Genomic DNA, 14,164 nt, shown 5'->3' on the forward strand with positions numbered 1-14,164 from the left:
TAATTGGTTTTTAAATAAGGAATTCTATAAAATGCCACATATAGTTTTTATTGAACAAGATGGAACACGTCGTGAGGTGGATGCTCCTGTAGGGCTTTCAGTATTGGAAATAGCGCATAAGCATGGAATTGATCTTGAAGGTGCTTGTGAGGGATCATTGGCTTGTGCGACCTGTCATGTAATTGTTGATGAATCATGGTGGGATAAATTAAAGCCCGCCGCAGAAGAGGAGGAGGAGATGCTGGATATGGCTTTTGGGTTGGAAAAAACCTCTCGATTGGGTTGTCAGATTATTATGGCAGAAGAATTGGATGGTTTAGTTGTTCGTTTGCCAAAGTTATCCTGAACCAATGCGTATTATGATTGCAATGTCGGGCGGAGTGGACAGTTCCGTTACGGCTGCTCTTCTAAAAGAACAAGGCCATGAGGTTTTTGGTGCCACCTTGCAGCTTTATGATGCGCGAGGTGTGGTTAAAAAAGGTGCCTGTTGTGCAGGTCAGGACATCAGGGATGCACGTAGGGTATCAGAAAAGCTCGGTATTCCGCATTACGTTATCGATGCGGAAGACCGTTTTCAAACAACGGTAATTGAACGTTTCGCACAATCTTACCAAAAGGGAGAAACTCCTGTTCCATGTATTGCCTGTAATCAGGGAGTCAAATTTACGGATTTATTGACAATGGCGCGAGAGCTTGGGGCAGAAGCGATGGCAACAGGTCATTATGTACGTCGAATTGTGGGAAAAAATGGTCCCGAGTTGCACCGTCCAGTTGATTTAAGTCGAGACCAATCATGGTTTTTATTCGCCACCACACTTGAACAGCTTGAATATTTGCGTTTTCCTTTAGGGGATATGCCAAATAAAGATAAAGTTCGGGAAGAAGCCGAACGTTTTGATTTGGCTGTTGCTCAGAAGTCGGATAGCCAGGACATATGTTTTGTTACAGATAATTCTTATATAAAAGTTATTGAGAAATTGGCGCCAGAAGGTGTTATGCCAGGCGAGATAGTTGACGAGCAGGGCGTTGTGATTGGTCATCATGAAGGTATTGCTAAATATACCATTGGTCAAACAAAACGATTGGGTAATCTTGCCATGCGGGATGGGCAGCGACAAATGGTGTTACGAATTGAATCCGAAAAAAGAAGAATCGTTATTGGCCCAAAACAAAACAATATTTGTCAAACATTCTATTTGCGCGATTTGAACTGGCTTATTCCTGTGCCTACTGAATTTATATATTGTAATGTTCAGATTCGTGCGCGGGATCAGGAACGACCTGCTAAAGTTATAATTGAAAAAAAGGATAGGGTAAGAGTAGAATTGGAAACGGCTGCTAACCCAGCACCTGGTCAGGCATGTGTTTTTTATCAAGGGACACGTGTTTTAGGAGGTGGATTTATTCTGTAAAAATTTAATTTGATATTACTTTAGGTTAAACTTTACTTTTAAAGTGAATTTCAGTTATTAAATCAGATATTATTTTAGTAAGTTAATAAATTATTTAACGTAGCGAGATTTTCCGTTGATGCACTGTTTTTATGTAGGTTCCAAACGATTTTCTTTGATTGTATGGCTGATAGCAATTTTTGCTTTGATATGTTTTTTCAACTTACGAAGTGCTAATGCGGAATTTCGAATTGGATGGAAAAATCAAGCTGATATCGCCAATTTTATTCAATTGGATAAAAAACATCAAAAAGTTGCCAGGGAAACAATAGCCTGGAAAAAATATGACGATGATTTTAAAGCCTTACATAATTTGTCTATTGGTCAGGTTGATGCCGTTCCAGTAGATATGGTTACTTTTCTGTCAGTTATAACGGTTGGTTTGCAGGGACGTGTAATCGCAATAGATCGGCAATATGGTAAAGAAAGCGCCTTAATCGTAAAAAGCCAGAAACATATAGATACTCCTCAAGATCTGGTTGGTAAAAATATTGCGGTACCTTTCATGACAAGCAGTTATTATAGTCTGTTACGTTATTTGCAGCATAATGATATTTCTGTTGAAAAAATTCATCTAGTAAATATGAATTATAATGAAATTACACAAGCTTGGCAGAAAAATGAAATTGATGGGGCCTATGCTGACGGAACTACAGTTTTACCGTTCGTCAAGGATGGACATGTATTAGTAGATTCATCACAGTTGGCAAAATGGGGGTATCCAACATATCAGGTATGGGTTGTGATGGATGAGATTATTTCAGATCAACCTTTTTGGATGGAAAGTTTTGTAAAAAAAATATTGAAAAATATCGATGATAATAGGCAAAATATAGCCTATTTCACTCCTCAGTCTCCGGAGGTTGGCCAGCTTGCCCAATTATTAGATAAATCACCGGAAGTAGTTTGCAGCTTGTTAAAACAGCAGACTTATCTTGATAAAACTCAGCAATATTTAATATTGTCACGTTATTTGTCGAAGGAGTTTGATGAAATTGGTTTGTTTATGAAGGCTCAGAAAATTATGCCTGATATTTTACCTGATTACCTGATTTATGTTTATGACAGTTTTATAAAAAATAACAAAAATAATTAATTGATTTTACATTTTTTTTTACATTAAATTGAACAATATAAAGAAATTAATGTAGGATTAAAAAATTTATTAACTGTTTCAAATGTAATATTTTAATAATAATCATCTTATTTTTGTTTTTTATCTGAATAAAATTAATAGATTGCTAATTTGAAGTTCATGTTTAAAAAAAGAATATGTTGAGATTTAATATTTTAAATAATATGAAATCTTTTATTATTGATGTATTTGATTTACGTTGTGATTTCCAGACTGTTATTTCATTGCGTAATGTTTTCTAATTAATTCCTGTTCTTAAACCGGAGAGCCTTTGGGTTATGGAATCTGTCCGTAAGTTTCTCAATAAGTCGACACTGTTCGCTGTTTTAATTTTGCCTGTTTTTTTAACGCACTTACGGGGTATAGCGGATGGGTTGATCAGTTATATAGCAATATGTTTTGTAATTTATTCTTTTATCAACAAACAATGGGACTGGGGAAAACAAAACTGGGTGATTATTGCATTTCTCTGGTGGGGGTGGATTTTATTGTGTACTATTCCCTTTGGATTGTTTCAATATAACATAATGATGATCCAGGCTTTAGTGTTAATTCGTTTTATTTTTTTTGCTGCGGCACTTCAGGTCTGGGTTTTAACTGATGAGAAATACAGGCGATGGCTATCTTATGTTTTGATTGCCTGTGCGATTTATATTATTTTGAATATGCTTTGCCAGCTTATTACAGGATATAATATTTTAGGAGCGCCACGTTATTTCGACGGTACACTGACAGGTCCATATCATCATCCTAGAGCGGCAGGGCCATTGGCCAGGTTACTGTTGCCAATTACTTTAAGTTTGAGTATTTATTGCATTTGTCGTTTAAAAGGATGGCGGGGAAATCTGGTCGCTTTATTCATTATCTTATTTGCTACACTGATGATGGCTTTTGCCGGTCAAAGAATGCCATTTATTCTTTTTGTTTTCGGAATAGTTGTATCCTTGTATTGGTTACGTCCCTTACGGACAATCGTTTTGTCAATGTTAATTTGTATTCCATTGATACTGGGTGCAACATCATTTTTATCGCCTAAGAGCTATCATCATTTGGTGACTTTGTTTATCCATCAAATGGCACATTTTTCCTCTGATAATTATGGACTGATCTATACACGGGCGATGATTATGGGATTGTCAAATCCCTGGACGGGTTTGGGATATGATGCCTATCGTCATTTTTGTGCCAATCCGATTTATTTTCATGGATTATCCTTTTGGGGAATTGCAATTGGACATGGGGATGGGAAAGGGGCAGAGATTTGTTTGCCCCATCCTCATAATCATTATATTGAAATGTTTGTAAATGCAGGAATTCCCGGATTAATCTTGTTTTGTTACATGGTATTTTTATGGTGGGTTAATTTGGTAAAGGGATTAACGTCCAAATTGCTATCATTGAAAGATGCGGTTAAAAATTCCTGGCGTGTTGGATTATTTGCTGCGGTTTTAGTTCACGAATGGCCATTTGCAGCTGGAGGAAGTTTCGGAAATTTACCCTTGGGAGGATGGTTTTTTCTACTCTTGGGGTTAGGTTTATCTTATAGTTGGGATTATGGTAATCATAAGGCAGCATTGAAGGTTCATAATGGAATTGGATCATAAAGAAAAAAATAAAATACCTGTAACTGTTCTGACGGGTTATTTAGGAGCGGGGAAGACAACTTTACTAAACCGTATTCTAACGGAACAGCAAGATAAAAAATATGCCGTTATTGTTAATGAATATGGTGAATTAGGTATTGATAATGATTTAATAGTCGATGCGGATGAAGAAATATTTGAGATGAGCAACGGATGTGTCTGTTGTACAATTCGAGGCGATTTGGTTCGTATTCTCAACAAGCTTATTCAAAGACAAAGAAGTTTCGATGGAATAATTATTGAAACTACAGGGTTAGCTGATCCTGCGCCCGTAGCACAGACTTTTTTTGTTGATGAGGATATTCGTAACAAAACTCGTCTTGACGCGGTGATTGCCGTAATTGATGCGTTTCATGTGATGAAGACATTGGATGAAAGTAAGGAAGCAGTCAATCAAATTGCTTTTGCGGATGTAATCTTGTTGAATAAAGTTGATCTGGTTGATAGGGGATCATTAATTGCTATAAAAAAAAGAATTCGTACAATCAATCCGATGGTTGCTTTATATGAAATGGAAAAAGGGAATATTTCCCTTATGAAAATTCTGGATCTTGGGGGGTTTGATTTAAATAGAGCCTTGACGTTAGAGCCCAAATTCTTATCATCCCATGACCATGACCATGACCATGACCATGACCATGACCATGACCATGACCATGACCATGACCATGTACAACATTCTCATGGTGATGGTGTGACGAGTATTTCACTTATGGAAGATAAACCATTAGATGGAAAACGTTTTAATTTATGGATGTCCATGGTTCTTCAGAAATTTGGAAAGGATATATTGAGAACCAAAGGAATTATGAATTTTAAGCATGACGATCGATGTTTTGCATTTCAAGCTGTTCATATGATGGCAGAGGGAAATTTCATCCGTTCTTGGAAGACAAATGAGGATCGTTGTTCCAGATTGGTTTTTATTGGCCGGAATTTAGATGAGAAATCTCTACGTGAGGGATTTTTTAAATGTATAGATTAACAAATCTGTGACTGGAAAGTATGGAATGAATCAGCCGTTACAATTAATCGAAAGTCGGGGTTCTTTTAAAAAAGTGGAAGGCACGATTATCGCCTGTGCTACATCTTGGGATGAACAGTATAGTGCTTTTGCAACGGCAGATGGAGATTTGTGGATTATTCCTTTGATTCACAATAATGATCCAGATTATTGGTATAAAGTTCAACCTCATGATGGAGGGATTTTATCTTTATCACAAGATTTGACCTTTTCAGGTTTTGTTACTTCTGGTGATGATAATAAACTAATAAGAATCATTCCCGGGAAGGAACCTCAACAATTATTAAAATCCAGACGTTGGATTGATAAAATCGTTTCTTGGACTGATAAGGAAAGGAAACAAAATAAAATCGCTTTTATTACAGGAAAAGAAATTCATTTATATAAAGATAATTTTACAGAGCCATATAGAATTTTTGAACATTCTTCTGGAGTTAGTGATTTGGTTTTCAGTTTGGATGGTGCAAAAATAGCCAGTTCTTATTATAATGGTGCCACTTTATGGTCTGCTGATTATAAAAATCCTGTAAAAATTAAGGATTTTACATGGAAAGGTAGTCATACAGGGATTACTTTACATCCTAAAGAAGAGGCGTTGGTAACATCAATGCAAGATCATGATTTACATGGTTGGCGTATTTCAGACGGACACAATATGCGAATGAGTGGATACCCAACCAAAGTAAAATCTCTAAATTTTTCATCTGATGGAAAATGGTTGGCAACCAGTGGAGCTGAACCGGTGGTTTTATGGCAGTTTTTTGGAGGCGGTCCAATGGGAAAACCTCCTGTGGAATTGCCTGGTATTCCTGGAAGTTGTTGTATGGTAGTGGCATGTCATCCGACCTATGATATGGTTGCTGCTGGATTTTTGGATGGTAGTATATTATTAATCGGAATCAGCGACGAGAAAGTTATTCCGGTAAATTTAGGATCTAAAAAATCTATTGGAGAAATTACGGCTTTACAATTTAATAAAGAAGGCAGTTTATTAAATATTGGCACTGATGATGGCTATATTATTCTAATTGATTTATCTGAAAAAAAAAGTTGTAAAAAATAATCAGCCATATCCTTTTTTCTGTCCAGGATTTATTTATATGGATGAGATATCATGTTTCAGAACAAGTAGTTGATCAGAATTTAAAAAAATTATTCTGGTTCCACATGAATGTTTATTGAAACATTTCCAATTACTTTTTGTAAAGCGTGTTCAATACGATCACATATTTTATGGGCTTCTTTCACTCTCATTTCTCCAGACACAACCAAATGAAAATCAATAAAAATCAAATTGCCAACCTGACGAAAACGGACCATATGGAATTCTTTTGCTTCAGGGGCATTTGCCTGAATTATTTTATAAATACTGGAAATGGTTTGAGGGTCAGGAGCTTTATCCATCAAGCCATTAATAGAATTTTTTATGATGCCAAAGCCTATACGTAAAATATTAATAGCAATGAAAAAGCCCATCAGGGCATCAAGTGCAGCCCATTGAAACATTGGAATAAGTGTAAAACCTACAATTAATCCGATAGTTGTCCATACATCGGAAAGAACATGCTGTCCACCTGCTATAAGGACTGCAGAAAAATATTTTTTACCTACACGAATAAGTGTTATTGCCCAGAATAGATTAACAAGTCCAGCTGTTCCATTTAGAATAATTCCTTTTAAAGGCGTCATGGGAAATTGGGGATTTTTCCATCCTTGCCAGGCTTCGTAAAAAATTAAAATTGATGTTACTATTACTAATAAACCTTCGGCGGCGGCAGAAATATATTCGGCTTTATAGTGTCCATAAGTATGGTTTTTATCAGCTGGTTGGGTCGAAATGGTGATTGCGAATATTTCAAAAATAGCGGCTAACACATTGATTGTTGTTTCAAGCATGTCAGAATAAAAAGCAACACTGAGTGTTGTTTTCCATGCCAGATATTTAAGAAAAAAAACTACAAGACTAACCAGAAAACTCCCAAGACTAAATAGGATTTTCTTATTCTTTATTATTTTAAAGATCATAAAGTAATTATAAGTTTAAGGTTAAACAGTATTAATGTCCGCCAGATTGCAAAAACTGGCTTCATTTTTTTGTTCGATCTGGAAAGTTGAATGATTAATTCTAAATTTTTCCTTGAGGCGTTGTGCAACCATATTCAGAAACTGGTCAGAATGTTGATTGGTATTACTGACCAAATGAACAGTTAGGGCGGTTTCTGTTGTACTTAAAGCCCAGATGTGTAGATCATGTAAATCAATGATATTGGGAAGGGAGCGTAAATAGGTTTCCACGGCGAAAGCGTCAACATTGCTTGGGACACCGTCCATGGCAAGTGTAACTGAATCTTTCAATAAAGACCAAGTTCCCCAAATAATTATTGCAGCGACAATCAAGCTGGTAATGGGATCAAGCATATTCCAATGGGTGAAAAAAATAATAATCCCTGCCCCGGCAACACTCAACGATAAAAGGGCGTCATAGGCCATGTGCAAAAAGGCGCCCTTAATATTAAGATCCTCTTTTTGTCCGGAATGGAACATTAATGCGGTTATTCCATTTATAACAACACCGAGTAAGGCGACTAAAATTACTGTTTTACCTGTAACAGTTGCAGGTTTGTAAAAGCGTTCAATTGATTCCCAGATAATTCCTCCTGTAACAATAAGCAATAAAATTGCATTACTTAAAGAAGCCAAGATAGAGGTTCGACGATATCCGTAGGTAAAATTGGGAGAGGGTTTTTTTTTGCTTAAATATGAGGCCCCCCAAGCGGTGGCCAAGGCAAAAACATCTGATAGATTATGACCGGCATCAGCAATTAAGGCTAGGGAATTGGCAAAAATGCCCCATATGGTTTCGGCACAAATATAAATTAAGTTAAGGCTAATTCCTAGAGCAAAGGCCTTGCCAAAAGATTGTGGAACATGATGGTGATGACCGTGGATATGTTCATGTGCATGATCATGCAAGTGGGAATGATTGAATTGATGCATGTCATGCGTGGAATGATCCAAATTGCTCAAGATTAAATCCCTATAATTTTTTAGTTATAAAATAAGATTAACCATATTGTTAAACGCTTATTATAAAAAATTTAATTTGATTAGCCTAATTTTATTTTTAAAAATTTATCTAAATCATATCAAATCTGACAATCAAGTTTTAAATTGGTTTTATATGTAAATACTGTGTTTTGTTTATTATAAAAAAATCCAAATATTAATCGGGAATGAATGTTAAGAAAATTTATGCTTCTTCGTTAACGTAACCACGATGATAGTATTCCTTATCACTATTATTTATAAAAGAATGAACAACGCAATCACTCGCCTCGATGTGAACAGGTAGTCGATTATTACCAGAAATTTGTTGAATGGCAGAATCTTTTCCATGAGCGGTTATCAAGGTCTGGGCTATTACTTGTTAGGTTGGTCATAAGAAACTTTATTGGGAATCTTGTCATTAAAAAATTTGACCATTATGATTAGGAAAAGCTACTGTACGACATTGTTGTTTATAAACTGCGATCATACTTCTCACAGCTAGTTTTTCATATCAAAGAAAGATTAATAGCTGCAATATTTTCATAGATAGAAATTATCTTTCTCTTTGGTAGAATTATATAACTGTTACCATCAGGAAATTTTATGCCGTTTTTAACAACAGTAATTGCTATATATTCAGTATTTCATGCACCTGTAGTCCTTTCAACATTAAGTTTGACCCGATCCTATCAGATAATTTTTTAGGTATGGATTTATTTTTGTGATTTTCAAATGGATAGGAAATATCTGAAAATCAGTGGAAGCAGGGGTAGGTAAAGAAATTAGACTATAAGCGCCGAATAAAAAAAGAGTATAAAAATTATAAATAATTATTGAGGGAAGGTATATCTAGAATAATGTTATTAACGTTTTTGAAAGAAAGATATAAGATATGGTTCCAGCTTAAGAAAATGTTACTTGTAATTGGTTGCTTTTGAAATTATATGATGTTTTATCGTTTAAGTTTTTGATACCTCTCCTTAAATGTTGTAAACTTCCTGAAAGACTAACTTTATTAAAGACTGAAAATAAATTATTTTCAGTCTTTTTTTAATAGTTTTATATTGAATAAATCATGTATATCAATTTTTTAGTGCCAATAATGGTTTATATTAGCGAGAATAATTAAATAAAATAAAATTCTTTATGTTATAATATTGAGCTTCACGAAAAGTTTTATAAAAATAACAAAATCACTGATTTTATATGATTTATCAATTCATTAATTTGATTTAAAAAGTACAGTTTGGTTTGTTTTTTCTAAATTAAAGACTTCGACAACGTTAATAATATGCAAGTTTAGAAAAAACAAACCGAAACAATATGAAAATAAATTAAAGAATGTTACTTTTCAGTCTTCTTTATTTCTAAAAATGCAGAAGCAAATTATAATTGATTAATATAAAATATTTTTTCTATTCTCCTTTTAAACTAAGATGTAAAACTGGACAGTCAAAATAAAATATTTAAAATGAAGCTAATAAAATATTTTACTATATAGAAGATTTATGTTGAATCAATTAAAAGATAAATGTTTTATATTATATTTTATTATCATGGTTAAATCACTACATTTACGAATTAACTGCCAAATAGCATTCAACAGATAAATGTTTCCACTCTTTGTACAAGTAATCATTACCAAAATAAAGCTGACTTTTTTCCACATGGTAATAAAAACCATAGTCTTATCATATAAAATATGATAAATATCACAGACAGTCATTGCAGAAATTCCTCTTCTGTTATGATTAGGTCGGGTCAGAATGTTGCAGCATCTGATCCGGCCGCTTCGACACTATCTGTCGAATGCTGATTACAAATATACAAAGAAAATTGGATTTATGAAACTTATTTTTTTTGTCCATGTAAAAATAAGATCATTAAATTTATTTAATGTTATTAACAATTTCATATATAAAATATTATATTTGAACAATATTCATTAAAATCAAGGTTTTTTAAAGTTGGTTTTTCCCAAGTTTATTATTCCTTTATTGAAATGTAATTTTCGCATAAAGAATTGGTAAAATAATATTCGATTCGAGATTTTGGTTTTATCTTATCTCTTTCTAATATATATGCATAATTATTTATTCTTTACATATATGTTACTTGATGATAGTGAATTTATGCTAGGTTATATTAAAAAAATGTATAAGAAATTTTAAATAACTGGAATGATAACGTAATTTTTATAAAAACTTCATGATTAATTTTCATAAAACAATAACTACATATTATGTATACTCAATTAAAGTCAAGAAATATTGCGAATTTTATTCCATAAATAAAATGGAAGTCTGTTTTATAAATAGATAAGAATTTTATTCTTTCATTTGTCTATTTTACAGAAAAATTATAATTAAATTATAGTGATAATAAGATTTATTATTTATAAAAATAAAGCATTACTGTAATTTTTATTATGTTTATATAGCTATTGACTTAATTACAATTTAATTAAGTCAATTAATCATTATTTATATGACAAGATTGTTGATATGTATAATGGATTATTATTATGGACAGCATAAATATTTCGATACAATATGAAATAATGTTTGATGTAAAGTGTGGATGGAGGACTTTGTGTCTTTGATTGGTCATTTCCCTGTTTTGTCAATCTGTGGAAATTGTATTGAATATGGGTATTTGAATCCTAATTTTAATGATTGTCTTTTAGGGATTATTCAGGATATAAACAGCGACATCCTGCAATCAGGGATTTAAGAGGATAAGAACAATTAGGATGAAAAGAAAATCTGGTTTTAAAGATGATTAGAGTTACAGAAGTGAAACTGCCCTTGGATCATGATGAAGCAGATTTGAAACAGGCCTTGTATAATCGTCTAAAACAATTTCCCAGCGAGTATCAGGTAATAAGGCGGGGATATGATGCACGCCGACGGGGGGACATTCAACTGGTGTATACCATTGACTGTTCCATTGATAATGAAGAGGAATTTTTACGTAATCATTCCCTGGATCGCAATTTATTAAAAACACCAGAGGTTCGGTATAAGTTCGTGATGTCCCGGCAGACTGGTGAAAAAATTGCTAGTCAGGCCAGCTATGTTCGTCCCGTCGTTATTGGTGCGGGGCCTTGCGGGTTTATGGCGGGATTGTTACTGGCACAGATGGGCTTGCGTCCTTTGATTCTTGAACGTGGAAAACCGGTCAGGGAAAGGACAGTCGACACTTTTGCATTTTGGCGTCAGTCAAAATTCAATCCTGACAGCAATGTCCAATATGGAGAGGGAGGTGCGGGAACTTTTTCCGATGGCAAACTTCATACGCAGATCAGTGATCCGTATCATTATGGTCACAAGGTCTTGACAGAATTTGTCAGGGCAGGTGCACCAGAGGAAATTCTTTATGTATCCAAACCCCATATTGGTACATTTCGGTTGGTCAGTATGGTTGAGAAAATTCGTCAGGAAATAGAATCTTTTGGTGGTCAGTACCGGTTTAATACTTATGTACAAAAGATTTTGATGAATAAAAATCGCCAGATTGTCGGGATTCGATTGGTGGATGGGCAGGAAATACAGACAAATCACATTATTCTTGCGACTGGACACAGTGCGCGGGAGATGATGCATGCCCTTTATGAAGATGGCGTGGAGATTCAGGCAAAACCTTTTTCTGTTGGTGTTAGAATTGAGCATCCGCAAACCCTAATTGATAAGGCCCGTTTTGGTTCACAGGCGGGACATCAGCTGTTGGGGGCGGCCGATTATAAATTGGTGCATCATGATGCAGACAAGCGGGGGGTTTATTCCTTTTGTATGTGTCCGGGGGGGACGGTGATTGCGGCAGCCTCGGAAGAGGGTGGAATAGTTACAAACGGAATGAGCCAGTATTCCAGGGCGGAAAGAAATGCCAATGCTGCAATCGTGGTGGGTGTTCAGCCGGAACGGGATTATGCAGGCCATCCCTTGGCAGGTATTGCCTTTCAGAGAAATCTGGAGCGGAAAGCTTTTCAGCTGGGGGGTGCGAATTACAAAGCACCGTTTCAGCGGGTGGAGGATTTTTTGCTTGGAAGGGCAACCCGGACATTGGGTTCGGTTGTTCCCTCTTATAAACCGGGGGTGGAACCCGATGATCTTGCGGAGATATTGCCTTCATTTGTTATCAATGGAATACGGGAGGCATTACCTGCATTTAATCGTAAATTGTCCGGATTCAATTTTGCTGATGCTGTAATGACCGGTGTGGAAACGCGAACATCCTCGCCAGTTCGTATTCCAAGAATGGATGATGGGCAAAGTGTCAATACTTCCGGACTTTATCCTGCGGGAGAGGGGGCTGGATATGCGGGCGGTATCATGTCTGCGGCCATTGACGGGATAAAGATTGCCGAAAAAGTTGCCCAGAATATCCACGACAATCATCAGTAGATCCGGGGATTACATCCCTACAGACAAACTGTTGGCTTGGGATGTGATCCGGATTCATCTTTGCAACCTTCATAATTAATGTTTCAATGTTCACTTTGATGATTTTTGAATATTGGGTTAAAGTCGGATGATGGGAATGATGAGACAATAAAGGAAAGAAATCTGCATAATGAAAATTCATGCCGCTCAATTGGCTGATCTTGATCAGATAATGGCCATTCAAATGTTATGTTATTATGCGATTGAGCCTGAATCACGGCTCTCTATGGTTTCAAAAATCATTGCCAGTCCGGATACCTGTTTTGTGGTGAAAGAGCGGGACATGGTCAGGGGGTATTTGCTGGCCATTCCCGTCATGTCGGGTGAACCTCCCGCCCTGGATAGCGAAGCTTGCGATTTGGCAGAAGGGGCGGATTGCCTTTATCTGCATGATTTGGCCGTTCATCCAGAATCAAGAGGGCTGGGAGTTGGATGTATTTTGGTGCGGCAATTCATGAATATTGCTCATAAGAAAAAATTTCGTCATGCATCCCTTGTTTCCATTCAGGATTCCTTCCGCTTTTGGCAGAAACAGGGATTTGGAGCAATTGTTCCCTCCGAAAAGTTGCAGAGTAAATTGATGACCTATGGTCAGGATGCAATTTATATGGAAAAACTTCTGATTGACATTCCTCAGGAGTAGGATGATTTTATGAAATCCCTGTTTTTTTATTGTATTGCGGCCTTTGCCGAGATTGCCGGTTGCTTTTCTTTTTGGTTATGGGCACGATTGGGGAAGTCGCCCTTGTGGCTCGTACCCGGAATGGTCAGTTTGGTATTTTTTGCCCTGATGCTGACGTTGGTGGAGGTTGATCTGGCGGGGCGTGCCTATGCTGTATATGGTGGAATTTATATTTTATGTTCCCTGTTCTGGTTATGGATTGTTGAAAATACACGACCGGATCGGTGGGATATTCTGGGAATGCTGATTTGTTTGGCTGGGGTATCCATTATCTTGTTCATGCCCAGGGGGTGATCAACTGCAGGGATCAATGGAATGTGGTTTTGGGACAAAGCGGGTTGAATATCTAAACTTAAAAAAATCCCAGGCAAATAATAATAAAATGCCTGGGTAAAAAAGTGCTTAAAATAAATATCAACGTAATAAAAGATATTTCACAAAAGGTTATTAATGAATTCAGTTATAAGAAATTTCTCGATGAAAAAATCAGCCTATAAATTTGAACTCAAACAATGAAATACCAACTACTATGAGCTAATATATGAAATCACATGACTTTTATACAATTTATGACCAGTTGCGTCAATATTGATACCCATGATTTTCCTATAAAAGTTAGTAAAATAAAAGAGATAACGCTTAGAAAACAATGGTTTTTTTTATAAAAATGTCAAAATTTCAAAAAAAATTGATCGTTTTTGAAGCAATAATAAATATTTCGGAATCGAAAAATAACAGG

General features: G+C 35.6%; 12 protein-coding genes. 9 read left to right on the top strand and 3 right to left on the bottom strand.

Features of this window, described 5'->3' with window-relative positions; all coding sequences use genetic code 11:
* Positions 1–31 precede the first annotated feature (31 nt).
* The 6 genes from H3R28_RS07650 (at position 32) to H3R28_RS07675 (ending at position 6,316) form a co-directional block, all read left to right on the top strand.
* Complete coding sequence (locus tag H3R28_RS07650; RefSeq protein WP_198210560.1) at positions 32–346, top strand: ferredoxin family 2Fe-2S iron-sulfur cluster binding protein; 315 nt, start codon at positions 32–34, stop codon at positions 344–346.
* 4 nt (positions 347–350) lie between these two features.
* On the top strand, positions 351–1,412 hold the full coding sequence (gene mnmA / locus H3R28_RS07655; protein ID WP_198210561.1) for a tRNA 2-thiouridine(34) synthase MnmA: 1,062 nt from the start codon (positions 351–353) through the stop codon (positions 1,410–1,412).
* Between the two features lie 118 nt (positions 1,413–1,530).
* On the top strand, positions 1,531–2,547 hold the full coding sequence (locus tag H3R28_RS07660) for an ABC transporter substrate-binding protein (protein WP_198210562.1): 1,017 nt from the start codon (positions 1,531–1,533) through the stop codon (positions 2,545–2,547).
* Between the two features lie 317 nt (positions 2,548–2,864).
* The gene (locus H3R28_RS07665; RefSeq protein ID WP_155580070.1) at positions 2,865–4,190 is read left to right on the top strand and encodes an O-antigen ligase; all 1,326 of its coding nucleotides are present in this window, start codon (positions 2,865–2,867) and stop codon (positions 4,188–4,190) included.
* On the top strand, positions 4,174–5,214 hold the full coding sequence (locus H3R28_RS07670; protein WP_198210563.1) for a GTP-binding protein: 1,041 nt from the start codon (positions 4,174–4,176) through the stop codon (positions 5,212–5,214). Before H3R28_RS07665 ends, H3R28_RS07670 begins: the two co-directional genes overlap by 17 nt.
* A 25-nt stretch (positions 5,215–5,239) precedes the next feature.
* Positions 5,240–6,316, top strand: a complete 1,077-nt coding sequence (locus H3R28_RS07675) for a WD40 repeat domain-containing protein (RefSeq protein ID WP_198210564.1) — start codon at positions 5,240–5,242, stop codon at positions 6,314–6,316.
* 89 nt (positions 6,317–6,405) lie between these two features.
* Here the strand turns inward: H3R28_RS07675 and H3R28_RS07680 are convergent, their stop codons facing one another.
* The 3 genes from H3R28_RS07680 to H3R28_RS07690 all read right to left on the bottom strand — a co-directional run bounded on the left by H3R28_RS07680 (position 6,406) and on the right by H3R28_RS07690 (position 8,662).
* Positions 6,406–7,278: a cation diffusion facilitator family transporter gene (locus H3R28_RS07680; protein WP_198210565.1), complete on the bottom strand. Its 873-nt coding sequence runs from the start codon at positions 7,276–7,278 to the stop codon at positions 6,406–6,408.
* A 21-nt stretch (positions 7,279–7,299) separates the two neighbouring features.
* Entirely contained in the window at positions 7,300–8,280 is a 981-nt protein-coding gene (locus H3R28_RS07685) for a cation diffusion facilitator family transporter (protein ID WP_230873390.1), read from the bottom strand.
* A 223-nt stretch (positions 8,281–8,503) separates the two neighbouring features.
* Positions 8,504–8,662 (bottom strand): hypothetical protein, encoded by a 159-nt coding sequence (locus H3R28_RS07690; RefSeq protein ID WP_198210566.1) that lies wholly within the window; start codon positions 8,660–8,662, stop codon positions 8,504–8,506.
* A 2,416-nt stretch (positions 8,663–11,078) separates the two neighbouring features.
* Here H3R28_RS07690 and H3R28_RS07695 point away from each other — a divergent pair.
* From H3R28_RS07695 to H3R28_RS07705, 3 genes are all read left to right on the top strand, one after another.
* Positions 11,079–12,704 (top strand): NAD(P)/FAD-dependent oxidoreductase, encoded by a 1,626-nt coding sequence (locus H3R28_RS07695; RefSeq protein WP_198210567.1) that lies wholly within the window; start codon positions 11,079–11,081, stop codon positions 12,702–12,704.
* Positions 12,705–12,873: 169 nt separating this feature from the next.
* Positions 12,874–13,386, top strand: a complete 513-nt coding sequence (locus H3R28_RS07700) for a GNAT family N-acetyltransferase (protein ID WP_198210568.1) — start codon at positions 12,874–12,876, stop codon at positions 13,384–13,386.
* Between the two features lie 9 nt (positions 13,387–13,395).
* Positions 13,396–13,719, top strand: coding sequence for a YnfA family protein (locus H3R28_RS07705; RefSeq protein ID WP_198210569.1), 324 nt, complete (start codon positions 13,396–13,398; stop codon positions 13,717–13,719).
* Positions 13,720–14,164 lie beyond the last annotated feature (445 nt).

This window comes from Commensalibacter sp. M0268, assembly GCF_016101925.1.
GTDB lineage: Bacteria > Pseudomonadota > Alphaproteobacteria > Acetobacterales > Acetobacteraceae > Commensalibacter > Commensalibacter melissae.